This window comes from Streptomyces sp. NPDC006463 (assembly GCF_042870715.1).
Taxonomy (GTDB): Bacteria; Actinomycetota; Actinomycetes; order Streptomycetales; family Streptomycetaceae; genus Streptomyces.
In genome coordinates, this window is the sequence record NZ_JBIAHP010000002.1 from 29,118 (window position 1) to 54,562 (window position 25,445).

The following is a 25,445-nucleotide window of genomic DNA, read 5'->3' on the forward strand; positions in this document are numbered from 1 at the left end:
GGCGGGGGCGGCGGCGGCGGCCCCCGGGGGCCCGGCCCCGCGGGGGGGGGGGGCCGCCTCCGTGGGGGGGGGGGCCCCCCCCGGGGTGCGCCGGGGGCCGGCTAGGTCGTCTGCCGCTTGCCCCGGACCGCCCCGTACGCCATGTCACCTAGACCGACGATCAGGACCGCACCGGCAAGCTGCAGCAAGTGCCGGGTCCAGTCGATGCCCCTGGTTTCCGCGACACCGATCCAGGCGGCGACGGCATTGCCGATGACGGCGCCGATGATGCCGAAGAGGGTGGTCAGCCAGAGGGGCTGGTGCTGCTTGCCCGGCAGGATGGCCCGGGCTATCAGGCCCAGCACGAAACCGACGATGATCGCCCACAACCAAGACATGTCGAGCCTCCTCCCGGCGCGTTGTGCGCACGTGCGCCCAGTCTCGACCCGTGCGGCGTAACACGCATTTCGGACACCCCATTCGAGCGACACCCCCTCTCCTCGCGCTCCGGGCGGCCGCGTACGGTGGGAGGGTCCGGGCCGGGGAGTGTCCGGCGGGTGATCGGGTGGTGGAGTGTGGAGCGGACGAAGCGACAGAAGCGGAACGGGGCCGAGGTCTTCCGGATCACCGGCGCGCGGATGGGGCTCGCCGAGGACGTGCGGGGCCGCCAGCGGCGCTATGTGATCTCGATGGCCATCAGGACCCTGTCGGTCATCGCGACCGTGCTCTTGTGGAACGTGCAGCGCCCGGTGGCGATCGTGACGCTGGTCGCGGGTGCCCTGCTGCCCTACGTCGCCGTGGTCATCGCCAACGCGGGGCGCGAGTCGGCCCCCTCGCTGCCCTCACAGTTCGTCCCGGCGCCCGTGAGGCCTGCTCTGGAGGCGGGAAACCTCAAGAAAAGCTCAGATCAATCATGAAGTTCCAGTGCACCGTACCGGGTCCTGCGTGACATACTGCCTACGCGCTCCGCATCCCCCGTCGGAGCGACGGACCGACGCCGGGCAGCTCCCCCCGTGGCTGCTCGGCGTCGCCTTTCCGTAGGGTTGAGGCGTGACCACCCCTGATACCGAAACCCCCACTTGCTCCGCCAAGGGCTGCCGTGACGCGGCCGTCTGGGTGCTGGCGTGGAACAACCCGAAGCTGCACACGCCGGAGCGGCGCAAGACCTGGCTGGCATGCGAGGAACACCGCGAACACCTCTCCCAGTTCCTGGGGGTCCGCGGTTTCCTCAAGGACGTCGTGAAGCTCGGCGAGTGGGTGCAGCCGGAGGGCTCGGAGCGCGAGCGCTGAAGGCTGGGCGCTGAAGGCTGGGCGCTGGGCGCCGTCCGCCGGAGCGGAGGCCGTTAGCCGCCGATCGCCGACATCGGGCGGTCGGGCTGCAGGAAGGACGGGTCGTCGAGACCGGACCCGGCCTTCTTGCCCCACATCGCCACCTTCCACAGCCGGGCGATCTCCTCGTCCGGGGCGCCCGAGCGCAGGGCGGCGCGCAGGTCCGACTCCTCGGTGGCGAACAGGCACGTACGCACCTGGCCGTCGGCCGTGAGCCGCGTACGGTCGCAGGCGCCGCAGAACGGGCGGGTGACGGAGGCGATGACACCGACGGTGGCCGGGCCGCCGTCGACCATCCAGCGCTCGGCCGGGGCGGAGCCGCGCTCGTCGGCACCCTCCTCGGTGAGCGTGAAGCGGGTGCGCAGGGACTGCAGGATGTCCCCGGCGGTGATCATGCCGTCGCGCTTCCAGCCGTGCTGGGCGTCGAGCGGCATCTGCTCGATGAAACGCAGCTCGTACTCGTTCTCCACGGCCCAGGCGAGCAGGTCGGGGGCCTCGTCGTCGTTGAGTCCCGGCATGAGGACCGCGTTGACCTTGACGGGGGTGAGGCCGGCCTCGCGGGCCGCGGCCATGCCGTCTATGACGTCCTTGTGACGGTCGCGGCGGGTGAGGGTCTTGAAGACCTCGGGCCGCAGGGTGTCCAGGGAAACGTTCACCCTGTCCAGGCCGGCGGCCTTCAGGGCCTGCGCGGTGCGCTTGAGCCCGATGCCGTTGGTGGTCAGGGACATCTTGGGGCGGGGCTCCAGGGCCGCGCACTGCTCGACGATCCCGACCAGGCCGGGGCGGAGCAGCGGCTCGCCGCCGGTGAAGCGGACCTCGGTGATCCCGAGCTGGGTGACCGCGATGCGGATCAGCCGCACGATCTCCTCGTCGCTCAGCAGGTCGGACTTGCCGAGCCACTGCAGGCCCTCCTCGGGCATGCAGTAGGTGCAGCGCAGATTGCACCGGTCGGTGAGCGAGACGCGCAGGTCAGTTGCGACGCGGCCGTACGTGTCGAGAAGCACTGTGGGCCCCCTCCCCTGTCCGGAGCTGTAGAGATTCGATAAATCGAGCCTACGCGACGCCTGTGTCATGGAGGGGTCCCCGAATGAACGAGACGTAACGCGGCCGTGTCGTAGGGAAACACGACACGGCCACGCACGGTGTTCGGTCGAACTCACAGAGCATGCTCGGCGAGCCCCTCAGTGAGCCCCGGTTCCCGTGAGGGAGCGGACCTCCAGCTCGGCGAACTTCTCGGGGTCCGCCTCCTCCTTGGACAGGACGGTTCCGAGCCAGCCCAGCAGGAAGCCGAGCGGGATGGAGATGATGCCCGGGTTCTCCAGCGGGAACCAGTAGAAGTCGGCGTCCTTGAACATGGAGGTGGGCTTCCCGGACACCACCGGGGAGAACAGCACCAGGCCGACGGCGGCGATCAGGCCGCCGTAGATGGACCACAGCGCTCCCTGGGTGGTGAAGCGCTTCCAGAAGAGGCTGTAGAGGATCGTCGGCAGGTTGGCCGAGGCGGCGACCGCGAAGGCGAGGGCGACCAGGCCGGCGACGTTCAGGTCGCGGGCGAGGGCGCCCAGGCCGATGGCGACGGCCCCGATGACCACCGTCGACCAGCGGGCGGCACGTACTTCCTCCTGCTCGGTGGCCTTGCCCTTGCGGATGACGTTGACGTACAGGTCGTGCGCGAAGGAAGAGGAGGAGGCGAGGGTGAGGCCCGCGACCACCGCGAGGATGGTGGCGAAGGCGACCGCGGAGATCACGGCGAGCAGGATGGCGCCGCCCGTGGAGCCCGCGCCGCCGCCGATCTCCTGGGCGAGCAGCGGGGCCGCGGTGTTGCCGGCCTTGTTGGACTTGATGATGTCGGCCCGGTTGAGCAGGGCGGCGGCTCCGAAGCCGAGGGCGATCGTCATCAGGTAGAACCCGCCGATGATGCCGATGGCCCAGTTCACGGACTTGCGGGCGGCCTTGGCGGTGGGGACCGTGTAGAAGCGGATCAGGATGTGCGGCAGGCCGGCGGTGCCCAGGACCAGGGCGAGGCCGAGCGAGATGAAGTCCAGCTTGGTCAGCGAGTCCTTGCCGTACTTCATCCCGGGTTCCAGGAACTTGGCGCCCTGTCCGCTGTTCTCGGCGGCCCTGCCCAGCAGGTCGGAGATGTTGAAGTTGAACTTCAGCAGCACCAGGAAGGTGATCAGCAGGGCGCCCGCGATCAGCAGGACGGCCTTGATCATCTGGACCCAGGTGGTGCCCTTCATGCCACCGATGGTCACGTAGAGGATCATCAGGACGCCGACGAGGGCGACGACGGCGACCTTGCCGCCGTCGCTGGTGATCCCCAGGAGCAGCGAGACGAGCACGCCGGCACCGGCCATCTGGGCGAGCAGGTAGAAGATCGAGACCACGATGGTGGAAGTGCCGGCGGCGGTGCGGACGGGCCGCTGGCGCATCCGGTACGCCAGGACGTCGCCCATCGTGTAGCGGCCGGAGTTGCGCAGCGGCTCGGCGACGAGCAGCAGGGCGACCAGCCAGGCGACGAGGAAGCCGATGGAGTAGAGGAAGCCGTCGTAGCCGAAGAGGGCGATGGCGCCGGCGATGCCGAGGAAGGACGCGGCGGACATGTAGTCGCCGGAGATGGCCAGGCCGTTCTGGAAGCCGGTGAACTGGCGGCCGCCGGCATAGAAGTCGGCGGCGTCCTTGGTCTGACGGCCGGCCCAGATCGTGATGATCAGGGTGGCGACGACGAACAGGCCGAAGAGGGTGATGATCAGCGGGCGGTGCTCGGTGGCACCGGCCGCGACCGTCGTCAGGTGGAGCGAGCCGCTCATTCGCCGGCCTCCATCCTCGCCTTGATGGCGGCCGCCTTGGGGTCGAGCTTGGTGGCGGCGTGCCGCGAGTACAGCCAGGCGATCAGGAAGGTCGTCGCGAACTGGGCGAGGCCGAGCACGAGGGCGACGTTGATGTTGCCGAAGAGCTTGGTCCCCATGAAGTCGCCCGCGTAGCTGGACAGCAGTACGTAGAGCAGGTACCAGGCGATGAAGGCCACGGTCAGCGGGAAGGCGAAGGAGCGGTAGGAGCTGCGCAGTTCGGCGAACTCGGCGCTCTGCTGGACGTGTCCGAAATCTTCGGCCGTGGGGACCGCCGGGGGCGTTCCCGCGCTGCCCGGAGGCGGCGCTGCTTCGGTGGTCACGGGGGGCTCTCCTTGCGGTGCGGGCGCGGTGGGGAAGGCGGACAAAACAACCTCCGTGTGGGGGACGGTGGTGCTGAGCCCCCCTGTCAACGGCACGGCCGGCGCGTCGGGACGGTTCAACACCCGCGGTTTCTTTAGAGACTGATTTCTCGAACTGATGGCGCAGAGGCGAACACCGGCACTAGGTTCCACATGTCATGAACCCGTCCGCCGTGACCACGGCCGGACGGTTTTTTCAAGGATGATGTGGAGAACCCATGGCTCATCTGGGATCCGGCCGCCGGCGTGCTCTCGCCGTTCCGGTCGGCCTGGCGCTCACCGCCTCGCTCGCCTTCCTGCCCTCGGTCGCGGCCTCCGCCGCTCCGCTGGGCAACACGGCGGACGCGGCCACGGCCTCCAAGGCCGAGACCACCGGGCCCAAGCTGTCGTACGTGGCGAACCTGAACACGTACGCCACGGTGACGGCGGCGGAGAAGGCCATCGAGCGTGCCGGTGGCACGGTGGTGACGGCGCATGAGCAGATAGGCGTCATCGTCGCGCACTCCCAGAACCCGGAGTTCGCCAAGCAGCTGCGGGCCCAGCGCGGACTGTTCGTGTCCGTGGGCGCCACCCGTACGGCCCCTCTGAAGACGGTGCAGACCACCGAGGAGGGCACCACGCAGAAGCTCAGCGCGGCGGACGCCGCCAAGGCGGCGGCGGACGCGGCGCCGGGGCAGGAGCCGCTGGAGTCCAACCAGTGGGACCTGCGGGCGATCAAGGCCGACCAGGCTCACAAGATCAACGATGGCAGCCCGGACGTCACGGTGGGCATCATCGACACGGGTGTCGACGACACCCACCCCGATCTCGCCGCGAACTTCTCCAAGGAGCAGTCGGCCAACTGCGTCGGCGGCGTCCCGGACACCTCCGAGGGCGCCTGGCGTCCGTACGTGGACGGCAGCGACCACGGCACGCACGTGGCCGGCACCATCGGCGCACCGCGCAACGGCGTGGGCGTCAGCGGTGTCGCGCCCGGTGTGAAGCTCGCCGCGATCAAGGTGAGCGAGCCCGGGACCAGCCTCTTCTACACCGAGGCGGTCGTCTGCGGCTTCATGTTCGCCGCCGAGAAGGGGATCGAGGTGACCAACAACAGCTACTACGTCGACCCCTGGTACTTCAACTGCAAGACGGACGACGACCAGAAGGCGCTGGTGGAGGCCCTCACCCGGGCGAGCAACTACGCCCAGCGCAAGGGCGTGCTGAACGTCGCCGCGGCCGGCAACGAGAACTTCGACCTGGCGTCCGACTCGATCGTCGACGACACCAGCCCGAACGACACGACCCCGACGCCGCGCACGATCGACCCGCGCGTCTGCCTGGACGTGCCGACCCAGCTGCCGGGTGTGGTCACCGTGACCGCGACCGGTGACAAGGGCTTCAAGTCGTACTACTCCAGCTTCGGCCTGGGCGTGGCGGACGTAGCGGCCCCCGGCGGCGACAAGTGGCAGATCCCGGCCACCCCGGACGCCAACGGCCGCGTGCTGTCCACCCTCCCGGGCGGCGGCTACGGCTACAAGCAGGGCACCTCGATGGCCACCCCGCACGTCGCGGGCGTCGCGGCCCTGCTCAAGAGCGCGCACCCGTCGGCCACCCCGTCGCAGCTCCAGGCGATGCTCAAGGGCCAGGCCACCAAGACGGCCTGCCCGGCCCAGGTCTACGACGCGACCGGCGCTCTGATAAACGCCACCACCTGCGTGAGCAAGTGGGGCCAGACCGGCTACTACGGCTACGGCGTGGTCGACGCGCTCAAGGCCGTGAACTAAGACCTGGTAGGCGTAGTACGCGAGAGGGCCGGGCGGGGGTCATCCCCAGCCCGGCCCTCATCGCTCGTTCAGGGCTTGATCAGCACCTTGAGCGCGCTGCGGTCGTCCATCGCGCGGTAGCCGTCCGGGACCTCTTCGAGGGACACGGCCCGGTCGAAGACCGGCGCCGGGTCGATGGCGCCGCTGAGGATGTCCTCCAGCAGCTCCGGGATGTACGCGCGCACCGGCGCCACGCCGCCGCGCAGGGTGATGTTGCGGTCGAACATCACGCCGAGGTCGAGGCCGGTGCCGCTGCCGTGCGGGACGCCGACGTAGCCGATGGCCCCGCCGTCGCGGGTGATGTTCACGGCGGTGCGCATGGACTGCTCGGTGCCGACCGCCTCGATGACCGCGTGCGCGCCCTGGCCGCCGGTGAGTTCACGGACCGCTGCCTCGGCGGCCTCCCCTCGCTCGGCGACGACGTCGGTGGCCCCGAAGAGCTTGGCCGTGTCCGTACGGACGGTGTGGCGGCCCAGTGCGATGATCCGCTCGGCGCCCAGGCGCTTGGCGGCGAGGACGCCGCACAGGCCGACCGCACCGTCGCCGACGACGGCGACCGTGGAGCCCTTGCGCACGCCCGCGCCCAGCGCCGCGTGGTGGCCGGTGCCCATGACGTCGGAGAGCGCGAGCAGCCCGGTCAGCAGGTGGTCGTCGGAGACGGCCGCGGCGGGCAGCTTCACCAGGGTGCCGTCGGCGTGCGGCACGCGGACGGCCTCGCCCTGGCCGCCGTCGTGGCCGACCGAGCCCCAGAAGCCGCCGTGCACGCAGGAGGTGTACAGGCCCTCGGAGCAGTAGTCGCAGATGCCGTCGGACCACATGAAGGGGGCGACGACGAGGTCCCCGGCGCGCAGGCCGGAGACGGCGGAGCCGGTCTCCTCGACGACGCCGAGGAACTCGTGGCCGATGCGCTGGCCGGGCTGGCGCTCGGCCTCACCGCGGTAGGCCCACAGGTCGCTGCCGCAGATACAGGCGCGCAGGACGCGGACGACGGCGTCCTCGGGTCGCCGTATCGCGGCGTCGGGCACCTCCTCCACGCGTATGTCGTGCGGGGCGTGGATGACGGTGGCGCGCATGGTGGTGCTTCCCTCGTGTCGGCTGACCGGGTCGGTCGGACTTGACTGTGCTGCCCTTGTGGGGCCGGCCTACCCTACGCCTGTTCGCGGGCCGAGCCGCCCGTGGCCAGCAGGTACTGGGCGGCCACGTAGGTGGCCATGATCCAGAAGTCCGGGCGGGGCAGCTGGGGCCATTCGGCGACGCCGGTGGCGATGAGCGTGTCGGACAGCAGGAACAGCGCGCCGCCGATGCCGGCCCGCAGGCCGAGGGCGCTGGAGCGGTAGGCCATGGCGGCGAGGAGCAGGCTGTAGCCGGCCACGGGGATGCGCAGGTCGGCCGGGAGGTCTCCCCAGAGCAGCGCGACGGTCCCCAGGAGCGCGAGCGCGTACCCGCCGCCGAGCAGGGCGTTGGTGCCGCGCCGGCCGAAGAGCACGAGGTAGCAGACGTGCCCGGCGGCGAAGGAGCCCATGCCGATCAGGAAGGCGGGCTCGGCGTCGAAGAGCAGGGCGAGGTCCCCGCCCCAGCCGAAGAGCAGGGCGGCGACCAGCAGGCGGGGGGCGCCGCGGGTGATCACGTACGCCACCAGCAGCGGCATCAGCAGCGGCTTGGCGAGGACGTGCCCGAGGTGCCAGCCGGCGAGCAGCGAGCCGAGGTCGGCGGCGGTGGCCGCGGCGAAGGCGCCGAGCAGCACCCGGCCGGCGAGGCCGCCGCCGGCGGTCGCGGTGCGGGCCGCCCACGTCGGCGTACGGGACTCGGTGGCGCTCACGCGGCGCGCTCCGGGGCGGCGGCCGGCTGGGACGCCTGGGCCGGGACCGGGGCGGGCTGCCAGCCGGGGCCGCCGAAGACCCGTCCGGCGCGCTCGCGCCAGCTCGTGGCGGCCCGGACGTCGCGGGCGATGGCGGCGTACTCGTGGGTGGCCACGCGCAGCGGGTTGTAGGTGTCGATGTTCTTCGTCAGACCGAAGACGGGCTTGTCGGTCTCCCCCACCCAGGAGCCGAACATCCGGTCCCAGATGATCAGGATCCCGGCGAAGTTGCGGTCCAGGTAGCCGCCCTGGGAGGCGTGGTGGACGCGGTGGTGGGAGGGGGTGTTGAAGACGTACTCGACGGGCCGCGGCAGCTTGTCGATCCGCTCGGTGTGGATCCAGAACTGGTAGACGAGGTTGACCGAGTAGCAGAAGGCGACGGCGGCGGGGTGCACGCCGAGGGCGATCATCGGCAGGTAGAACGGCCAGGAGGTGGCGCTGGTCCACGGCTGGCGCAGGGCGGTGGTGAGGTTGAACTTGCGGCTGCTGTGGTGAACGACGTGGCAGGCCCACAGGACGCGGATGACGTGGTGGCCGCGGTGCTGCCAGTAGTAGAGGAAGTCCTGCGCGAGCAGCATCAGCAGGACGGTCCACCACAGGACGGGCACGCGCAGGGGCGTCAGCTCGTAGACGGCGGTGTAGATCGCGACGACGGGGATCTTCCAGAGGAAGTCGAAGACGAGGCTGCCGATTCCCATGCCGAGGCTGGTGACGGCGTCCTTGGTCTCGTACCCGGCGGCGTCCTCGTCGGGATGGATGCGGTAGCTCACCATCTCCAGGACGGTGAGCAGTACGAAGGCCGGTATGGACCACAGCACGACATCGGGCAGGTTCGGCATGCCCGCACCATAGAGGCGGCTCCGGGGGCGCCGCTAGAGGTTGTTACCGATCGGTATCCATCTGGGTTACCGCGGGTTCGCGAGATGATGTCCGGGCCAAGGGGAGGGTGGGGGATGACGGGTTTCGAGACGGTTCTCTTACGGGTGGCGGGCACGGCGGCGGGCGCGCTGGTCAAGTCCCTCCTGGCCCGGGCCCCGGGCGCGGGCCTGGTGTCCGATCCGGCCGGCCCGGCGGGGCGCTGGCGCAAGCCGCCGACGGAGCTGGGCGGGGCGGAGATCCGCCGCCTGGCGGAGGTTCTGGCCGCCCGGCTGGGCCCGGCCTGCGCGGGGCTCCCGGAGCACGAACGCCTGGCGGCGGTGACGGCGGTCGGCGACACCTTCGCGGCGCTCGGTGACCTGGACGCGCAGACCCTGTTCGCCGCGGACCTCGACCCGGCGGCCCTGGCGGCGGCCCTGCCGGCTCCCCCACCGGGGCTGGGCGAGGCCGCCGACGCCCTCTACCGGCGACTGGTCGCCCTGTGCTGCGCGCACGTGATGGAGTACGCGACGACCCTGCCGGGCTTCGGGGCCCGGACGGACGTGGAACTGGTCCGCCGGACGGGGGAGTTGACGCGTTCCCTGGACCGCCTGCACCAAGCGGGAGACGGTTCGGCCCACGCCTTCGAGGAGCGCTACGCCGAGTACATCGCCCGCACCCACGGCCGCCTCCAGCTCTTCGGCCTCACCCTCAGCCGGTCCCGGCCGGAGTGGCCGCTGGACCTGGCCTACATCAGCCTCGCCGTGAGCGGCGCCCGGTCACCGGGGGAAGCACCGGAAGCGCACCGGACCTCGGCCGACGTGAAGCAGGCGCTGCGCGGAACGGACCGGGTGCTGCTGCGCGGCCCGGCGGGGTCGGGCAAGAGCACTTTGATCCAGTGGCTGGCGCTGAACGCGGCCCGGCGCAGCTTCGGTCCGGAGTTGAGCGAGTTGAACGCCTGCGTGCCGTTCGTCCTGCAGCTGCGCTCCCTGCGTTCCAGGGAAGCGGCGCCGATGCCGGAGGAGTTCCTGCGCACGGCGGGTGTTCCCCTGCACGGCGAGGCACCGGCGGGCTGGGCCTCCACCCTCATGCGGAGCGGTCGGGCACTGGTCCTGGTCGACGGGGTGGACGAAGTGCCCCAGCACCTGCGCAACCAGACCGAGGCCTGGCTGTGGTCCCTGCTCGCGGCATACCCGCAGGCCCGGTACATCGTGACGACCCGGCCGTCGGCGGTCCCGGAGGACTGGCTTTCGGGCCACGGATTCTCGCGCACCACGCTGCTTCCGATGGAGCGCAAGGAGGTCCGGACGTTCGTGAGCCACTGGCACGACGCGGCGCGCGCCGACTGCCACTCCCCGGACGAACTGGCCCAGCTGGACCGGTACGAGGAGTCACTCGGCCAGGCGGTGGATTCCCGCCGCGACCTCGGCCGACTGGCCACCAACCCCCTGATGTGCGCGCTGCTGTGCGCACTTAACCGGGACCGGCACACGCACCTGCCCCGCGCACGGAAGGAACTGTACGACGCGGCCCTCGACATGCTGCTGGTCCGACGCGACAACGAGCGTGAGATCAGCGGCGTGGAGGGGGTGGATCTCACCCGGGACGAGCAGACCCTGCTGCTCCAGCGGCTCGCCTACTGGCTGATCCGCAACGAACACCTCGAAGCGGACCGTGACGAAGCCGTGGCGATGGTCGCAGCATGGCTCGACTCGATGCCGCGCGTACGGGCGCAAGGCAGCGCCCAACAGGTGTTCAACCACCTCCTGATCCGCAGCGGCCTGCTGATCGAGCCCGTCCCCGGAGCCGTGCAGTTCGTGCACCGGACCTTCCGGGACTACCTCGGCGCCAAGGCCGCGGTGGAGGCCCGGGACTTCGGCGTCCTGGTCCGCCACGCGCACGAGGACACCTGGGACGACGTGGTCCGCATGGCCGTGGGCCACGCCCGACCCGACGAACGGGCGCGACTGCTGCGCCAGTTGCTGCGTCGTGCCGACAAGGTCACGAGCCGTCGCAATCGGCTGGTGCTACTGGCCGCCGCCTGCCTGGAGCACGCGCCGGAGCTGGACCCGGAGGTCTGGAACGAGGTCCGGGCGCGCACCGCGGAGCTGCTGCCGCCGCGCGGTCCCGACCAGGCCGAGGAGCTGGCCAAGGCGGGCGAGATGGTACTGGAACTGCTGCCCCAACCCGCGGGCCTGAGCGAAGCCCAGGCGCAGGCGACCGTCCGCACGGCCGCACTCGTCGGCGGGGACCGGGCACTCCAGGTCATCGCCGCGTTCCGGGGGGACGACCGGTACGAGGTGGGCCATGAACTGTCCGACGCCTGGGGACGGTTCCCCACGGCCGACTACGCGGACGCGGTGCTGGCCGACGCCCCGATGCGTACGACGCACCTGCACATCCGCACCCCCGGGCAGCTGGCGGCGTTCGCCGGGCTCCCGCACATCCGCCGTGTCTACCTCACCTCGGACAACGGCATCCCCCGGGAGATCACCGAGCGGCGGGACCTGGAGTGGCTGGTCGTGGACCACAATCCAGGCCTGGCCGACCTCTCGGTGCTGTCGGGGCACCGCGCGCTGCGCCACCTCGGAGTCTTCGACTGCCCGGGGGTGACCAGCATCGAGCCGGTCGCCGAGCTCACTCCCGACAGCCTCGCCTTCGGGTACGTACAGGACGGGCTGTCGCTGGCGCCACTGGCCGGCATACCAGGGCTGCGGTCGCTGGTCATCGGCTTCGAGCCGAAGGAGCGGCGCATCGGGGACGTCCCGGCAGCGGAGGGTCTGACCAAGCTGACCCTGTGGCAGGGTGCGCGGGGACTCTCCCTCGACGGGTTGGAGCGCTGGCCCGCGCTGACCTCCCTCGCCATCGCCGGGGACTGGCAGTACGGGCAGTTCGTGGGACGGTGGCCACTCGCCGGACTGACCTCGCTGCAGATCCGGTACACCTCGCCGGTGGAGGTGGCCCACCTGCTCCCGTACCGGCGGCTCACCGAGCTGTTGCTGCTGCGCTGCGGGCTCGGCGGCGGTCTGGAGCGGTTGCGGGAACTGCCGGGACTGACCCGGCTGCGGATCGCCGAATGCGCGGGGACCGTGGACGTCGCTCCCCTGGCAGGGCTGGACCACCTGCGCCTCGAACTCGACCGGCGCACCGCCTTCACCGGGACGGAGCGGATCGCGCCGGAGCGGCTCACCTTCTTCTCGTGAGCCGCTCCGGCGGACGGCCGGGGTGTCACCAGACGCGGACCGAGCCGCCGCGGGCGAAGGCGGGGCTCGTGGCCTGTGGCGGGATCGCCGTCAGGGGCTCGGCGATCTCCGAGACCAGGGGGCCGTGCTTGGAGGCCACCGCGTCCAGGAGCGGGAGGTCGAAGCCGTAGACGCGGGCCGCGTTGCCGCCGACCATCGCGGCGACCTCCTCCCTCGGGAGGCCCGCGTAGGCGATGCGGAGGCCTTCGCGGGAGAAGGGGGTGGTGCCCTCGTCGTGGGGGTAGTCGCTGCCCCACATGATCTTGTCCAGGCCGATCCGCTCCCGCAGCGGGACCTCGTGGGGACGCATGAAGCTCGCTCCCACGAAGCAGTTGTCCCGCCAGACCTCGCTCGGGCCCTTGCCCATGGATTCGGCGAGGCCCGCCCCGAACTTCGACTCGGCCGTGGCCGAGGCCGCGACCAGGCGGCCGTGGTAGTAGTCCAGCATCTCCATCACGCCCGGGATCCAGCCGGAGCCCTGCTCCGTCAGGACCAGCTTGAGGCCCGGGTGGCGGCGGAAGGCGCCGCCGAAGATGAGGTGCCACAGGGCACGGTGCGAGAACCAGGTGGTTTCGACCATGAAGACGGCGCGGGCGGCGGGTTCATCGCCCAGTGGCGGGGACGCGGAGCCGCCGTGGTGGTTGACCGGGACGTCCAGCTCGTCGCACACCGCCCAGATGGGGTCGTAGGCGGCGGAGTACAGCTCCGGGATTCCGGAGCCCGGCGGCGCGCCCGGCAGGAGGATGCCTCCCGTGAGGCCCGCCTCCTTCGTGCGGCGGATCTCCCGCACCGCCTCGTCGACGTCGTTGAGGAGGATCTGGACCACGCCGGCGCGCCGGCCCGGCGCGTCCGCGCAGAAGTCCGCCAGCCAACGGTTGTGCGCCCGCAGACCCGCCCAGCGGAGCTGGAACTCCGCCGCCGTCGGGGCCGGGGCCATCAGGGAGGCGGACGGGAAGAAGGGCGGGATGGTGTTCGGGAAGAGGACTTCCGCGACGATGCCGTCCGCTTCGAGCTCGGCAAGGCGGCGCGCCGAGTTCCAGTTGCGGTCCGCCGTGTCCGCGAGGAGGTCCTCGTACGGGTTCACGTACGAGGCGGCCCAGGCGTCGAACTCCTCGTGGTACCGCTTCTCCAGGTACGGCTTGTAGTCCAGCAGGTCGGCGCCCGCGTGGCAGTCCGCCGAGATGACCGTGTAGCGGTCCTCCGACGTCATGGGTTCACCCCCAGTACGGGGAAGTCGTTGTCCGTCAGCCAGTGCCGGCCCACCTCGCGGGAGCGCGCCCAGGACGCCTCCACCGCCGCCTGGTCCGGGGACTGGCCCAGCTCGGCCGGGGTGGGGCCGATCCGACGGGCGATCGGGGCGAGCTTCTCGGTGTCGAAGCCGAAGACCTCGGCCGCCGCCAGGCCCAGCATCCGGCGGGTCTCGGTGACCGGGATGTCGTGGAAGGTCTTCTTCAGCCAGTCGCGGGTGGCCGGCCAGGTGCCCTCGGGGTGCGGGAAGTCCGAGCCCCAAAGGATGTTGTCGACGCCGATCTCGTAGCGCTGGGCCAGTTCCCGGCGCTTGGTGTTCGTCGCGCAGATGAAGACCTGCCGGTCCAGGTATTCGCTCGGCGGCCGCTTCAGCTCCTCGAACGGGGACAGCTTCTTGCCGCCGTGCGCGCCGAGGTAGAGCCGGTCCATGAACCACAGCTGGTTCGGGAGCCACCAGCAGCCCGATTCCGCCACGCCGAACCTGAGGCCCGGGTGCCGCTCGAAGACCCCGGACCAGAGCAGGAACCACAGCGGGCGGGCCGGCCACCAGGTGACCTCGGAGACGAAGATGCCGAGGTGGTCCCCGTACTCGTGGCGCGGCGAGGAACCGGAGTGGGTGACGATCGGCATCGCGGTCTCGGCCGCCGCCGCCCAGACGGGGTCGTAGCGGCGGTCGTGGTAGGGCGCCTTGTCCACCCACATCGCGGGGATCATCAGGGCGCCCAGCCCGGACTCCTTGGCCCGGTGGATCTCGGCGACCACCTTCGACGGCTCGCCGGTGATGGGGAGCAGGGCGACCCCGCAGTGGCGCGCTGCGTTCTCGGCATTCCCGTCGGCGACGAACTCCGCGAGCCACCGGTTGTGCGCCTGCGCGCCCGCCATGCCGAGCTCGGGGTCCTGGTCGCCGGAGAGGCCGAGGCCCACTCCGAAGGGGGCCGCGGTCTGGCTGTCGACGGCGTCCGCGTCGGGGAAGACGACCTCGGCGGCCACGCCGTCGCCGTCGAGCTCCTTCAGCCGCTGCGCCGTGTCCCAGCCGCCCTTGAGGCCTTCCTCGTGGTCGTGGAACCACTTCTCGGCGAACGCCTCGTTGCGGACGCCCAGTCGGGTGGCCTCCGCGCGCCGGGCGTCGCGCTCCCCGAGGAACTCGTCGAACTGGGGGTGGAACGCGCTGTCCAGGTAGGGACGGTACTGCTCGGTCGGCAGGCCCGCGTGGCAGTCGGAGGAGATGATGAGGTACGGGTCTTCGTAGCGGTCTTCGTACCGGTCTTCGTGCGTGTCGCTCACTGCAGACGCCCCTCAGTCGAGGATGAAGCTTTCCAGGTAGGCGGGGTTGGCCCGGTCGAGCATCGACTGCGACCGGGCGCGGATCTGCCGGTCGCTGTGCTCGCTGGCCGGGAGCATCCAGAAGCGGTCGGCGCGGATGCCGTCGACGACGTGCTCGGCGACCTCCTCGACGGGGGTGAAGTTCACCTCGTGGCCGGCCTGCTTCATGGCTGCTTCGTACTGGTCCAGGCTGCGGTACGGGGACTTGCGCGGCCGCTCCTTCGCGTACCGCTCGGGTCGGTTGCGGTGCGACTCCCACAGGCCGGTGCGCAGCATGTGCGGTCCGGGGAAGAGGACGGAGGCGCCGACGGCCGCGCCCTCCGCCTTGAGGTGCGCGTAGAGGGACTCGGTCATCGTCACCACGGCGGCCTTGGTGACGGCGTACACGGAGGCGGTGGGCAGCGGGGCGATGCCGCCGTCGCCGGAGGAGGTGTTGACGACGTGGCCTGGGGCGCCTGACGCGATCATGCGGGGGACGAAGGCCTGGATGCCGTGGAAGACGCCCCACACGTTGACGGAGAACGCCCATTTCCAGTCGTTGGGCTCGTGCTCCCACATGCGGCCCTCCGCGCCGGAGCCCACGCCCGCGTTGTTGCACAGCACGTGCACGGCGCCGAAGCCCTCGTACGCGGCGTCGGCCAGCGAGAGCACCGAGTCGCGGTCGCTGACGTCCACGGTCCGGGCGAGGACGTCCGCGCCGTCGGCGGCGAGTTCCCCGGCGGCCTTGCGCAGGGCGCCCTCCTCCACGTCGGCGAGGACGACCTTCAGCCCCTCGGCGGCGAAACGGCGGGCCATCGCGAGGCCGATGCCGCTGGCGGCGCCGGTGACGACCGCCACCTGTCCTGGTTCGAGTCGCATGTCACACGCTCCCCTCGGGCGGCCCGTCCAGGATCTGCATCGGGTCGTCGTAGCGCTGGTGGATGTACGGGAGCAGGGCCTGGGCGCTGACCCGCTCGACGACCTTGCCCTTCTGGTCGGTGGTCTTCTCGCCGATGGTGATCTCCACGATCCGGCGTACGGGCAGGTCGGCCACGGGGTCGAACATCGACTCGCGGAGCACCACGTCACCGGTGATGCGCTCCAGCTTGCGGACCTTCTCGTTGCGCGTGCAGTGGACGAGCACCGGGTCGGCGTCGAAGCCCGAACCGTCCACCGCCGGCAGGAATTTGAAGTAGAAGTCGGTTTTCAAGGCGGGCTCCGGCAGCGGCAGTTCGCGGTCCACCGCCCCGCGCACCTCCACGAAGGCGATCCCGTGCCGGGCGAGGGCGGCCCGTACGACGAGGCCCTCGCGCTCGACGGTGATCTCGCCCAGCTTCTTCGGCTCGCCGAACACCTCACGGCCGCCGGTCAGGGCGCGTTCGAGGCTCATCGGCATGACCAGCGGGTACCAGCCCTCGACCCCGCCGTGCTGCGCGGCGACGGCCACCGAACCGGCCCCGAGCGGGTAACCGGGCAGGTCGACCTTGCTGATGTTGGCCCGTACGAGGGGCCGTTCGGCCGGCTTGAGCGGTGGCGGCAGGACCGCCGCCACCACGTCCGGGTCGGTCTCCCAGACGGCCACCACACCGGTGGACCAGATGTCGGGGAGTCTGGAGCTCTTCTCGCGCGACGCCGCGATCTCGGCCTCGGTCCGCGCTCCGTACCGTACGCGTGCCATGTATCGCACCATCCCTCGTCTTGAGCGGAGTCGGTTCTGTAACACAGTTACACCGCCACCGATGAAGGGTAAAGACCCCTGCACGCACGAGAACTGACGAACCAACAGATTGGTGGGCCGGATCAAATGGCCAGAAGCACGCTGACCCGTCCGGAGGTGCTCGCCGCCGCCGCGACCCTGGTCAAGCAGCACGGTCCGGCCGCCCTGACCATGCGCAAGCTCGCCGCCGAGCTGGGCACCGCGGTGACCTCCATCTACTGGCACGTCGGCAACCGCGAGCAGCTGCTCGACGCTCTCGTGGAGCGGACCGTGGAGGAGATGGGTGCGATAGAGCCCGTCGGCCGCACCCCCGGCGACCGGATCCTGTCGGTGGCCCGGACCCTGCGCCGCGAGCTGCGCGAGCGCCCGCACCTGATCGCGATGGTCCACGAACGCGGTCTCACCGACCGGATGTTCCTGCCCGCGCAGCGGGCCCTCGTGCACGAGGTGCACGCCGCGGGACTGCGCGGCACCCGGGCGGCCGACGCGGTGCGCGCGATCCAGTTCCAGATCGTCGGCTTCCTGCTCGTCGAGCGCAACCGCGAACGCTCACCCGCCCAGTCCCCCGCCGAGAGCGACCTCTGGGATCCGGCCGCGGCCCCGAACGACCCGGCGCTCGCCCGCGCGCTGGGCCGGCCGGCGGATCCGGAGCGGCTGTTCCTGCTGTCCGTGCAGGCCCTGACGGCCGCACTGCTGAAACCGCGCAGCTAATCGGATTGCCCCGGCGCGCGGGCCCGTGATGGGATCGGTCGTGCGGGGGCGGCTCCCCGGCGTGCATCCTTCTCAACCTTCCTGAAAAGACACCGCGCGCCCACTCTCCGTCCCCGCTTCGTCGTGTCCGGAGGGGAATCCGCCAGTGTCTGCCATCGAGTCCGTCCTGCTGCGCCGGCTCGGAACCGTCTACGTCGACCTGCCGCCGGCCGCCGCGTCGCCCGGCAGCGAAGGGGTGCGGCCCCTGGAGGGCGAACTCCTCGAACGCGGCCACGCGCTGAGCGCGGAGCTGCACGCTGCCCTGTCGGTGCTCGCGCCGACCGACCTCGCCCAGGAGCGGCTGCGGCTGCTCGCGCTGGTGGACGAGCTGATGGGCGCCGACCGGGTGCACAAGCCGCTCTTCCGCCGCTTCCCCTTCTCCATCCCGCACGACACCGAGCGCTGGTACGTCGGCCGGGTCTTCGCGCTGCTCCTCCAGGAGCCCGAGCAGCCGTGCGTGCTGTGCGGCGCGGCCGGCACGGTCCACCCCGTCGCCCCTTGCGCCCACCTGGTGTGCCGCACCTGCTGGGACGGCGCCGACCACACCGGCTGCCCGGTCTGCCACCGGCGCGTCGACCCCGCCGACCCCTTCCTGCGCCGGGACCGCGACGAGCGGGCCGGCCGCGCGGCCCGGGCCAACCGGGCGGCCCGCAAGGGCAAGGGTCTGCCGTCGGGCCCGCTGCGGCTGCTCCGGCTCGGCACCGGTCTGCCGCAGGACTGCGCCCGGGTGGTCGCCTCGCTGCTCGCCCGGCAGACCCCGCTGTCCCCCCAGGACCGCGACGACCTGGCCTGCCTGCTCCCCACCGCCCCGGCGGACCTCGGCTGGCTCCCCGGGGCGATCCCCGTACGGGAGACCAAGGCGCTGGTCCTCGGCCGGCTGCTGGGCGATCGGCGGACCGAGGCTGCGGCGCGGCCGCTGCTCGCCGAGCGGCTCACCACCGCCACCGACGTACTGCGGCTGCTCGCGGTGCTCTCCGGCGGGGATGCGGGCCTGCTGCCGCTGCCCCGGTTCGCCAACCCCGGCCGGCCGCTGCGCCGGGAGCTCCTCTCCGTGCTCGACGCGTTGAACCCGGAGTACCTGGTCGAGGACCTGCTGCGGCATCCCACTGCCTGGAAGCGGGCCGCCGAGCGCCTGCACCCCTTCGAGCAGCACGCCCGGCACCCGCGCGCCGCGCTGGCCTTCGCCGTGCTGCGGGGCACCACCGCGTCCGCCGCCACACCGCTCGGTGCGGCGCTGCTGGAGACCGCCGCCGCGCACCCGGACGCCGTCCGCGTGGACGGGGACCGGATCCGGCCCGCCACCTGGGCCGGCCGGGTCGAGGAGGCCCTCGCCCAGGGGGACACGGGGGCGGCCGCCGCGCTGGCCGGGCAGCGGCCGGGTGAACTCGTCCGCCGTCTCGACCATCTGCTGCGCCTGCATCCCGGCGAGGAGCTCGTTCCCGAGCTGGAGAAGGCACTCGCGCGAGGGCTGCCCTCCGTCGGCGCCGGCCCGCTGCTGTCCGCGCTGGGCGCGCTGCGGGTACGCGCCGAGGACCGCACCGGCGGCCGGCGGGTGTTCTTCCCGCGCGGACAGGTGGCCTCCGCGCAGTCCGCGACCGATTGGCGGCTGCCGCTGCCCGCGCCGCTCGTCGCGGCGGTGGTGTCCCGGCTGGAGGAGGAGGTGCTGCGGCGGTTCGCCGCCGCCGGGGACGAGCCGTACGAACTGTCCGTCCTCGACTCCGGGCTGGCCGACCTGACCGTGCCCTTCGGCGAGCGCACGGCCGCCAAGGCACTGGTGGCCGTCCCCCGGGGCAGTACGCAGACCCTGCCCGAGGGCGAGGTGCTGCGGCTGTTCCTGCACTGGACGGAGCCCGCGGGCGACCGCACCGACCTGGACCTGTCCGTCGCGTTCTTCGACGCCGACTGGAAGTTCACCGGTCTGTGCGACTACACCAACCTGCGGCACGGGCCGCGCGGGGCCGCCACCCACTCGGGCGACCTCACCTCGGCGCCCGCGCCGGACGGGGCCACCGAGTACGTGGACCTGGACCTGGCCGCTCTCGCATCGAGCGGCGACGTGTACGCGGTCCCGCTGGTCTTCAGCTTCAACAACGTGCCCTTCGACGAGCTGCCGGACGCCTTCGCGGGCTTCATGGCCCTGCCGGCCAAGGGCCCGCGCGACTCCTCGTACGATCCGCGCACCGTGCGCCAGCGCTTCGACCTGGCGGGCGCGTCGCGGGTCTGCATGCCGATGGTCGTGGACCTGGCCGCCCGCAGGACCCTGTGGGCGGACGTCCACCTGCCGCCGTCGGGCGGCTACCAGAGCGTGGCCTCGCACGGGGACCGGCTGGCCGCCGTGGCCCGCGACGTGTGGGAGCACTTCGGCTCCGGCGTCCGTACGACCCTGTGGGACCTGGCGGTGTGGCGGGCCGCGGCACGCTCCCACGAGGTGACCGTCGTACGCCGGGCCGCGCATCCGGCGCTGCCGGACGAGCTGTGGCTGTACCGGGCCGGGGACGGCGAGCCGGTGGCCGCCTTCGCCGCCCGGATCTCGGCCATGGAGGCGCCGCAGGAGCGGCGCGAGGCGGCTGACGCCGACGCGGCCGCCGCCGAAGTGGCAGCGGGCAAGCGGGTGTTCCTGGCCCTGGTACACGCGAGCGTGGCCCCGCCCGGGGCTTCGGGGACGGCGTACCGGCTGTTTCCGGGGCCGGCCGAACTGCCCGGGGCCTTCGACCGGGTGAGTGCCGGGGACCTCGTGGCGGAGCTGGGCTGATCGGGCATCGCGGCCACGGCTGTCAGTCGGGGCCGATATCCTCTGTGACCATGCTCGACGACCGTACGACCGCAGAGACGACGTGGCCGACCGCGTACCCACAGGGGTACGCGGTCGTCGACGTGGAGACCACCGGGCTCGCTCGCGACGACCGGATAGTCTCCGCCGCCGTCTACCGGCTCGACGCGCAGGGCAATGTGGAGGACCACTGGTACACCCTGGTCAACCCGCAGCGGGATCCGGGGCCGGTGTGGATCCACGGTCTGACGAGTGAGGTGCTCGCCGGCGCGCCGCTGTTCAAGGACATCGCCGAGGAGTTCGCCGGCCGGCTCGCGGACCGGGTGCTGGTCGCGCACAACGCCATCTTCGACTGGCAGATGATCGCCCGCGAGTACGCGCGGGCCGCCGAGACCGCGCCGGTCCGTCAGCGGCTGTGCACCATCGCCCTGTCGAAGGAACTGAACCTCCCGCTGCCCAACCACAAGCTGGAGTCGCTCGCCGCGCACTTCGGCGTGGTCCAGCAGCGCGCGCACCACGCGCTCGACGACGCCCGGGTGCTGGCGGAGGCGTTCCGCCCGTCCCTGCACGCGGCCGCGCAGGGGGGCGTACGGCTGCCGCTGCTGGAGTGCCGGCCCCTGACGGAGTGGTCGGACTCCCCCGTCACCCCGCGCGTCGGCTACCAGGCCTCGTACGGGAGCGGCAGCTGGCGGCCCTCGCGCAAGCGGCCGCCGTGCCCGCACCCGAACCCGGGCCGGTTCGAGGACGGCAAGCCGCTGAAGCAGGGGATGCGGATCGCCTTCTCCGGCGACACCTCGGTGGACCGGGAGCTGCTGGAGGACCGCGCGGTGGAGGCGGGCCTGCACGTCGCGACGAGCGTGTCGCGCCTCACCAGCCTGCTGGTGACGAACGATCCCGACTCGGCGACCTCGAAGACTCTCAAGGCGAAGTCCTTCGGCACGCCCGTCGTCGACGAGGCGGCCTTCACCCAGCTGCTGCGGGACGTGGCGGCGGCCGAGGACTGAGCGGACGGCCCGGACGTTGCGCCGGGTGGGTGCCGGCGCCGCGACTCACCCCGGTGGATCTTGTTCCGGTCCGCCGCCGTGCGGAGCATGCGGCCCATGGCACGTTGTGAGGTCTGCGGAAACGATTACGGCATGTCGTTCGAGGTGCACGCGCAGGGCGCCGTGCACGTCTTCGACTGCTTCTCCTGCGCCATTCACCGCATGGCGCCCATCTGCGAGCACTGCCGGGTCCAGATCATCGGGCAGGGCGTCGAGGTCGAGGGGCAGTGGTTCTGCGGGGCGCACTGCGCCCGCGCGGAAGGGAAGGTGGGCATCAAGGACCACGCCTGACGACCACGCCCGACCACACGCCCGACGACCACGTCCGACCACACGTCCGACACCGAGTCCGACGTCACGTCCGACACCCCGTCCCGTACCCCGTGACCCCGGACGGCCACCCGGCCGTCCGGGGCCGACCCCGCTGGGGGTACCGTCGTGGGCGTGTACCGCTTTGTGCTGACCCGGCAGTGGGTGTGCCTCACCCTCATCGCCCTCGTCCTCATCCCCGCGATGATCAAGCTGGGGTTCTGGCAGTTCCACCGCCATGAGCACCGGGTAGCCCAGAACGAGCTGATCGCCGCGAACCTGACGGCGAAGCCGGCACCCGTGACCGAGGTCACCTCCCCGGGCCATCAGGTGCCCCGCTCGGACTTCTGGCGGACGGTCACCGCGACCGGCACGTACGACACCGCGCACGAGGTCGTCGTGCGGATGCGGACCTCGGCCGACGACAAGGTCGGCTTCCACGTCGTGACCCCGCTCGTCCTGGCCGACGGCCGGGTGGTGCTGGTGAACCGCGGCTGGGTGCCGGGCGGCGACGACCCCCGCGCGTACCCGCCGGTGCCGGCCGCGCCATCGGGCGAGGTCACCGTGACCGGCCGGCTGAAGGCCGACGAGACCAGCGGCGGCAGCGGCATCAAGGACCGCAAGGGTCTGCCGGACCGTCAGGTGATGCTGATCAACAGCGCGCAGCAGGCGGAGTACCTGGGCAGGCCCGTCCTCGGCGGCTACCTGGAACTGGACGGCCCGGCTCCCTCCGGCGGCAGCCCGGAGGCCATCCCCGATCCCGACCACGACTCGATCGGCCCCCACATGGCGTACGCCGTCCAGTGGTGGCTGTTCGCGGCCGCGGTGCCGGTGGGCTGGCTGGTCCTCGTACGGCGTGAGAAGCGCGAGCGCGAGGAGGAGGCCGCGGCCGGTGAACCTGGATCCGGCGCGGAGCGGGAGCCGGCGACGGCGTAGCGTGTCGGCATGGATCTTGGACTGAAGGACCGTGTCTACATCGTCACCGGGGCCACGCGCGGCCTCGGCCTCGCCTCCGCCCGGGAACTGACCGCCGACGGCGCGAAGGTCGTCCTGACGGGCCGGGACGAGAAGCGGGCGGCCGACGCCGCCGCCTCGCTCGGCCCGAACGCGGTCGGTGTGGCGGCCGACAACTCCGACCCGGAAGCGGCCGGACGCCTCGTCGAGACCGCGCGCGAGCGCTTCGGACGCTTCGACGGCGTCCTCATCAGCGTCGGCGGCCCGGCCCCGGGCCTCGCGGCGGACAACACGGACGAGCAGTGGTCGGCCGCCTTCGAGTCGGTCTTCCTCGGCGCGGTCCGCCTCGCGCGGGCGGCCGCCGCCGAGCTGGGCGAGGGCGGGGTCATCGGCTTCGTCCTGTCGGGCTCGGTCCACGAGCCGATCCCCGGCCTGACCATCTCCAACGGCCTGCGCCCGGGCCTGGCCGGCTTCGCCAAGTCCCTCTCGGTGGACCTCGGCCCGCGCGGGATCCGGGTCGTGGGCCTGCTCCCGGCACGGATCGACACCGACCGCGTACGCGAGCTGGACTCGCTGTCCGGCGACGCGGCGGCGGCGCGGGCCGGGAACGAGTCCCGCATCCCGCTGCGGCGTTACGGCACCCCGGAGGAGTTCGGCCGCACGGCGGCGTTCCTGCTCTCCCCCGCGGCCTCGTACCTGACGGGCGTCATGGTGCCGGTCGACGGCGGCTCGCGGCACGGTTTCTGAGCCACCGTCTGCGACAGGGCCTACGTCACCCGCTGGGCCCGGTGCGACGTCACCTTGAGGCGGGCCTCCGTCGGCAGTCCGGCGAGGCCCGCCGAGGTGCGGGCGTGGGTCAGGACCGGGCCCGCGAGGGCGGCCAGGGCGTCGGCCGGGACCGCGTGGGGTTCGAGTTCCAGTGCGACCCGCAGCGAAGGCGCCCCCCGCCTGCCGCGCAGCGCGACCCGGCAGCGGGCGACCCCGTCCAGGGCGCCGGCCTCCGCGGCCACCGCCTCCTCCAGGGCCGGCCCCCGCAGCATGGCGAACGCCCCGTCCCCGGTGTCGACGACCACGGCCCGCAGCCGTGAGCGCCTCAGCTGGGACAGCAGCCACCACAGCGCCAGCAGCACGCCCAGCACGAGGCCCGCGAGCACCACCCACCACCACCAGCCCTCGGCGTGCCCGTACCGGCGCCGGGCCTCCTGCGTCAGCAGTGGGGCGTGCCGGCCGCCCAGGGGCCAGGACGCCGTGAGCACCACGGCCCCGGCCGCCAGCAGGGCCAGGCCGGCCACCGCCAGCAGGATCCGGTTCACCACCCCGAGCATCCCGCTCACCGCCTGACCCGTACGCGCGGCTGCGGCGGATGTGCGAGGCCCAGTTCCCCGATGCCGACGGCCAGCACCGCGTCCAGGTCGGCCCGTACGTCGTCCAGCTCGCGGAAGTGCGAGGTGGCGCGCACCCCGATGTGGGAGCGGCCCACCTTGACCCGGACCGACCGCACCCCCGGCACCTCCATCGCCCGGTCCCGCAGTACCTGCGCGGCGTCCTTGCGGCCGAGCCCGGCGCGTACCCCGGCGGCCGGATCCGGGGTGCGCATCGGGAGGATCCCGCGCCGCCCGGGAGTGAGCGCCAGCAGCAGGAGCACCGCCCCGGCGACGGCGAGGACTCCGCCGACCAGCAGTACGCCCAGGTCGGCCGGGGTGTGCCGGTCCAGCTGGTCGCCGAGCTCGCGGCGCCACTCCATCCCTGGCCGGCCGGCCCGTACGGCGGCCAGGTCGTACAGGAACAGCCCCGCCACTGCCAGTACGGCGAGGGCGGTGAGCGCGGCCGGGACGCGGCGGGCGGAGCGGAACCGGTGCGCCCGGGGAGCGCGGGCGGCTTCGGGGGCCTCGTCGGAGTCCGTCACCGCAGCCGCCGGTCCCGCCCGGCGCCGGGCCGGGTGTGCGTGGAGTGCAGGTGCTCGATGTCGATGTCCACCTCGGGTACGGACATCGCCGCGTACTCCTCGACCCGCAGGGCGACCTGACGGCGTACGGCCGCGCACTGGGCGGCCAGGTCGGCGGGGTAGTCGAGCTCCAGGCTCACCCGTACCCGGGCGATGTCGTGGTGCACGGTGACGATGGCGTGCGGGGGCGCCGACTGTCCGGGCCGCGCGACGAGCGCCTCCCGGGCCGCCTGGGCGGCGATCTTGGCGACGACCCGGTCGGCGATCCGGGTCGCCCCCCGGTCGGCGGGCGCCACCCGGGGCGGGGTGGCCCGGGGCGGGGTGGCCCGGGGCGGGGTGGCCCGGGGCGGGATGCTCATCGGCGCCTCACCCGCGCCGGTCGTCGCGGCGGCGGAACAGGTCTCCGGGTTCCAGGTCCCCGTCGAGGAACCGGCCGGCGACGAAGCCGATGGCGCCGAGCGCCGCCACCAGCAGGAAGGCTCCGAAGCCGCCGAAATACCCGGCGAACGCCAGGGCCATGCCGGCGAACAGGCCGGCGACCGCCATGCTCATTGCGGGGCCTCCTTTTCGCTAGTGGAGCCGCGGCTCCGGCTCCTCGTCGGGCTCATCGGGCAGTTTGACGTCGCTGACCGCGATGTTGACCTCGACGACCTCCAGGCTGGTCATCCGCTCGACCGCCGAGATGACGTTCTCACGGACCGCCCGTGCCACGTCCCGGATCGACACGCCGTAGTCGACGACGATCTCCAGGTCGAGGGCCGTCTGGACCTCGCCGACCTCCGCCTTCACGCCGCGGCTGACGGAGGCCTTCGCGCCGCCGGGGACCCGTTCGCGGACGGCGCCGAAGGTACGGGAGAGACCGCTGCCGCTGCCCATGGCGTGGACGCCGACCACCTCGCGGGCGGCCAGCCCGGCGATCTTCTCGACCACTCCGTCGGCGATGCTCGTGCGCCCCCGGTCGGCGGGCGCCTTGCCGGGGCTGCCCGATGCGGATTCGGTCATCGCATGTCCCTTCGCGCGTGCGGACTCCACTCCACACCACGGTAAGCGCGCGAAGCCGCCGCCGCCCCGGGACTACGCCGGTCGGCCTGAACCGGTGCCCGGGCTCCGCCCGGGCACCTTTCCGCGGTG

The 25,445-nt window shown here is 72.3% G+C and carries 26 protein-coding genes; 10 read left to right on the forward strand and 16 right to left on the reverse strand.

Going from position 1 to position 25,445, the window contains the following annotated elements:
- Positions 1 to 101: 101 nt before the first annotated feature.
- Positions 102 to 377 carry a GlsB/YeaQ/YmgE family stress response membrane protein gene (locus ACFYOB_RS03920; protein WP_388554135.1) on the reverse strand — a complete coding sequence of 92 codons (276 nt, stop codon included), beginning with the start codon at positions 375 to 377 and terminating at the stop codon, positions 102 to 104.
- A 240-nt stretch (positions 378 to 617) separates the two neighbouring features.
- On the opposite strand from ACFYOB_RS03920, the gene ACFYOB_RS03925 reads away from it, so the two are divergent.
- Positions 618 to 896 carry a DUF3099 domain-containing protein gene (locus tag ACFYOB_RS03925; protein ID WP_388555534.1) on the forward strand — a complete coding sequence of 93 codons (279 nt, stop codon included), beginning with the start codon at positions 618 to 620 and terminating at the stop codon, positions 894 to 896.
- A gap of 133 nt (positions 897 to 1,029) precedes the next feature.
- The gene (locus tag ACFYOB_RS03930) at positions 1,030 to 1,269 is read left to right on the forward strand and encodes a hypothetical protein (protein WP_388554137.1); all 240 of its coding nucleotides are present in this window, start codon (positions 1,030 to 1,032) and stop codon (positions 1,267 to 1,269) included.
- Positions 1,270 to 1,322: 53 nt separating this feature from the next.
- Here ACFYOB_RS03930 and moaA read toward each other — a convergent pair whose 3' ends face one another.
- The 3 genes from moaA to ACFYOB_RS03945 all read right to left on the reverse strand — a co-directional run bounded on the left by moaA (position 1,323) and on the right by ACFYOB_RS03945 (position 4,480).
- Positions 1,323 to 2,312 (reverse strand): GTP 3',8-cyclase MoaA, encoded by a 990-nt coding sequence (gene moaA / locus ACFYOB_RS03935; RefSeq protein WP_388554140.1) that lies wholly within the window; start codon positions 2,310 to 2,312, stop codon positions 1,323 to 1,325.
- A gap of 177 nt (positions 2,313 to 2,489) precedes the next feature.
- On the reverse strand, positions 2,490 to 4,118 hold the full coding sequence (locus ACFYOB_RS03940) for a cation acetate symporter (RefSeq protein WP_388554142.1): 1,629 nt from the start codon (positions 4,116 to 4,118) through the stop codon (positions 2,490 to 2,492).
- Positions 4,115 to 4,480: a DUF485 domain-containing protein gene (locus tag ACFYOB_RS03945; protein WP_388554144.1), complete on the reverse strand. Its 366-nt coding sequence runs from the start codon at positions 4,478 to 4,480 to the stop codon at positions 4,115 to 4,117. The genes ACFYOB_RS03940 and ACFYOB_RS03945 overlap by 4 nt, the downstream gene beginning before the upstream one ends.
- 257 nt (positions 4,481 to 4,737) lie before the next feature.
- Here ACFYOB_RS03945 and ACFYOB_RS03950 point away from each other — a divergent pair, with 257 nt between their 5' ends.
- Positions 4,738 to 6,282, forward strand: a complete 1,545-nt coding sequence (locus tag ACFYOB_RS03950; RefSeq protein WP_388554147.1) for a S8 family serine peptidase — start codon at positions 4,738 to 4,740, stop codon at positions 6,280 to 6,282.
- A gap of 68 nt (positions 6,283 to 6,350) precedes the next feature.
- Here the strand turns inward: ACFYOB_RS03950 and ACFYOB_RS03955 are convergent, their stop codons facing one another.
- The 3 genes from ACFYOB_RS03955 to ACFYOB_RS03965 form a co-directional block, all read right to left on the reverse strand.
- The gene (locus ACFYOB_RS03955) at positions 6,351 to 7,394 is read right to left on the reverse strand and encodes a zinc-dependent alcohol dehydrogenase family protein (RefSeq protein WP_388554149.1); all 1,044 of its coding nucleotides are present in this window, start codon (positions 7,392 to 7,394) and stop codon (positions 6,351 to 6,353) included.
- Between the two features lie 74 nt (positions 7,395 to 7,468).
- A complete protein-coding gene (locus ACFYOB_RS03960; protein WP_388554152.1) occupies positions 7,469 to 8,140 on the reverse strand; it encodes a lysoplasmalogenase in 672 nt (223 codons plus the stop codon).
- Positions 8,137 to 9,018: a sterol desaturase family protein gene (locus ACFYOB_RS03965; RefSeq protein ID WP_388554155.1), complete on the reverse strand. Its 882-nt coding sequence runs from the start codon at positions 9,016 to 9,018 to the stop codon at positions 8,137 to 8,139. Before ACFYOB_RS03965 ends, ACFYOB_RS03960 begins: the two co-directional genes overlap by 4 nt.
- A gap of 114 nt (positions 9,019 to 9,132) precedes the next feature.
- Here ACFYOB_RS03965 and ACFYOB_RS03970 point away from each other — a divergent pair, with 114 nt between their 5' ends.
- A complete protein-coding gene (locus ACFYOB_RS03970; protein ID WP_388554158.1) occupies positions 9,133 to 12,237 on the forward strand; it encodes an NACHT domain-containing protein in 3,105 nt (1,034 codons plus the stop codon).
- A gap of 25 nt (positions 12,238 to 12,262) precedes the next feature.
- Here ACFYOB_RS03970 and ACFYOB_RS03975 read toward each other — a convergent pair whose 3' ends face one another.
- From ACFYOB_RS03975 to ACFYOB_RS03990, 4 genes are read right to left on the reverse strand one after another with little or no spacing between them, the layout of a single operon-like run.
- Entirely contained in the window at positions 12,263 to 13,486 is a 1,224-nt protein-coding gene (locus ACFYOB_RS03975; RefSeq protein WP_388554161.1) for an amidohydrolase family protein, read from the reverse strand.
- Positions 13,483 to 14,808 carry an amidohydrolase family protein gene (locus ACFYOB_RS03980; RefSeq protein ID WP_388554164.1) on the reverse strand — a complete coding sequence of 442 codons (1,326 nt, stop codon included), beginning with the start codon at positions 14,806 to 14,808 and terminating at the stop codon, positions 13,483 to 13,485. The genes ACFYOB_RS03975 and ACFYOB_RS03980 overlap by 4 nt, the downstream gene beginning before the upstream one ends.
- 12 nt (positions 14,809 to 14,820) lie before the next feature.
- A complete protein-coding gene (locus ACFYOB_RS03985; RefSeq protein ID WP_388554166.1) occupies positions 14,821 to 15,705 on the reverse strand; it encodes an SDR family NAD(P)-dependent oxidoreductase in 885 nt (294 codons plus the stop codon).
- Between the two features lies 1 nt (position 15,706).
- Positions 15,707 to 16,504, reverse strand: a complete 798-nt coding sequence (locus tag ACFYOB_RS03990; RefSeq protein ID WP_388554168.1) for an acetoacetate decarboxylase family protein — start codon at positions 16,502 to 16,504, stop codon at positions 15,707 to 15,709.
- Between the two features lie 126 nt (positions 16,505 to 16,630).
- Between ACFYOB_RS03990 and ACFYOB_RS03995 the strand changes: the two genes are divergently transcribed.
- The 6 genes from ACFYOB_RS03995 (at position 16,631) to ACFYOB_RS04020 (ending at position 23,116) form a co-directional block, all read left to right on the forward strand.
- A complete protein-coding gene (locus ACFYOB_RS03995; protein ID WP_388554170.1) occupies positions 16,631 to 17,254 on the forward strand; it encodes a TetR/AcrR family transcriptional regulator in 624 nt (207 codons plus the stop codon).
- Positions 17,255 to 17,399: 145 nt separating this feature from the next.
- On the forward strand, positions 17,400 to 20,045 hold the full coding sequence (locus ACFYOB_RS04000; RefSeq protein WP_388554172.1) for an MXAN_6230/SCO0854 family RING domain-containing protein: 2,646 nt from the start codon (positions 17,400 to 17,402) through the stop codon (positions 20,043 to 20,045).
- A gap of 44 nt (positions 20,046 to 20,089) precedes the next feature.
- On the forward strand, positions 20,090 to 21,067 hold the full coding sequence (locus tag ACFYOB_RS04005; RefSeq protein WP_388554174.1) for a DEDDh family exonuclease: 978 nt from the start codon (positions 20,090 to 20,092) through the stop codon (positions 21,065 to 21,067).
- 96 nt (positions 21,068 to 21,163) lie between these two features.
- On the forward strand, positions 21,164 to 21,397 hold the full coding sequence (locus ACFYOB_RS04010; protein ID WP_328925016.1) for a hypothetical protein: 234 nt from the start codon (positions 21,164 to 21,166) through the stop codon (positions 21,395 to 21,397).
- 153 nt (positions 21,398 to 21,550) lie between these two features.
- On the forward strand, positions 21,551 to 22,351 hold the full coding sequence (locus tag ACFYOB_RS04015) for an SURF1 family protein (protein WP_388554176.1): 801 nt from the start codon (positions 21,551 to 21,553) through the stop codon (positions 22,349 to 22,351).
- A 9-nt stretch (positions 22,352 to 22,360) separates the two neighbouring features.
- Positions 22,361 to 23,116 (forward strand): SDR family oxidoreductase, encoded by a 756-nt coding sequence (locus ACFYOB_RS04020; protein ID WP_388554178.1) that lies wholly within the window; start codon positions 22,361 to 22,363, stop codon positions 23,114 to 23,116.
- A gap of 20 nt (positions 23,117 to 23,136) precedes the next feature.
- On the opposite strand, the gene amaP is transcribed toward ACFYOB_RS04020, so the two are convergent.
- The 5 genes from amaP to ACFYOB_RS04045 are packed head-to-tail and all read right to left on the reverse strand — an operon-like array spanning position 23,137 to position 25,316.
- Positions 23,137 to 23,694 (reverse strand): alkaline shock response membrane anchor protein AmaP, encoded by a 558-nt coding sequence (gene amaP, locus ACFYOB_RS04025; RefSeq protein WP_388555537.1) that lies wholly within the window; start codon positions 23,692 to 23,694, stop codon positions 23,137 to 23,139.
- A gap of 5 nt (positions 23,695 to 23,699) precedes the next feature.
- Positions 23,700 to 24,275 (reverse strand): DUF6286 domain-containing protein, encoded by a 576-nt coding sequence (locus ACFYOB_RS04030; RefSeq protein WP_388554181.1) that lies wholly within the window; start codon positions 24,273 to 24,275, stop codon positions 23,700 to 23,702.
- Complete coding sequence (locus tag ACFYOB_RS04035) at positions 24,272 to 24,673, reverse strand: Asp23/Gls24 family envelope stress response protein (RefSeq protein ID WP_388554184.1); 402 nt, start codon at positions 24,671 to 24,673, stop codon at positions 24,272 to 24,274. The genes ACFYOB_RS04030 and ACFYOB_RS04035 overlap by 4 nt, the downstream gene beginning before the upstream one ends.
- Positions 24,674 to 24,680: 7 nt before the next feature.
- Entirely contained in the window at positions 24,681 to 24,866 is a 186-nt protein-coding gene (locus tag ACFYOB_RS04040; RefSeq protein ID WP_328925022.1) for a hypothetical protein, read from the reverse strand.
- 18 nt (positions 24,867 to 24,884) lie between these two features.
- Positions 24,885 to 25,316: an Asp23/Gls24 family envelope stress response protein gene (locus ACFYOB_RS04045; RefSeq protein WP_388554187.1), complete on the reverse strand. Its 432-nt coding sequence runs from the start codon at positions 25,314 to 25,316 to the stop codon at positions 24,885 to 24,887.
- Positions 25,317 to 25,445 lie beyond the last annotated feature (129 nt).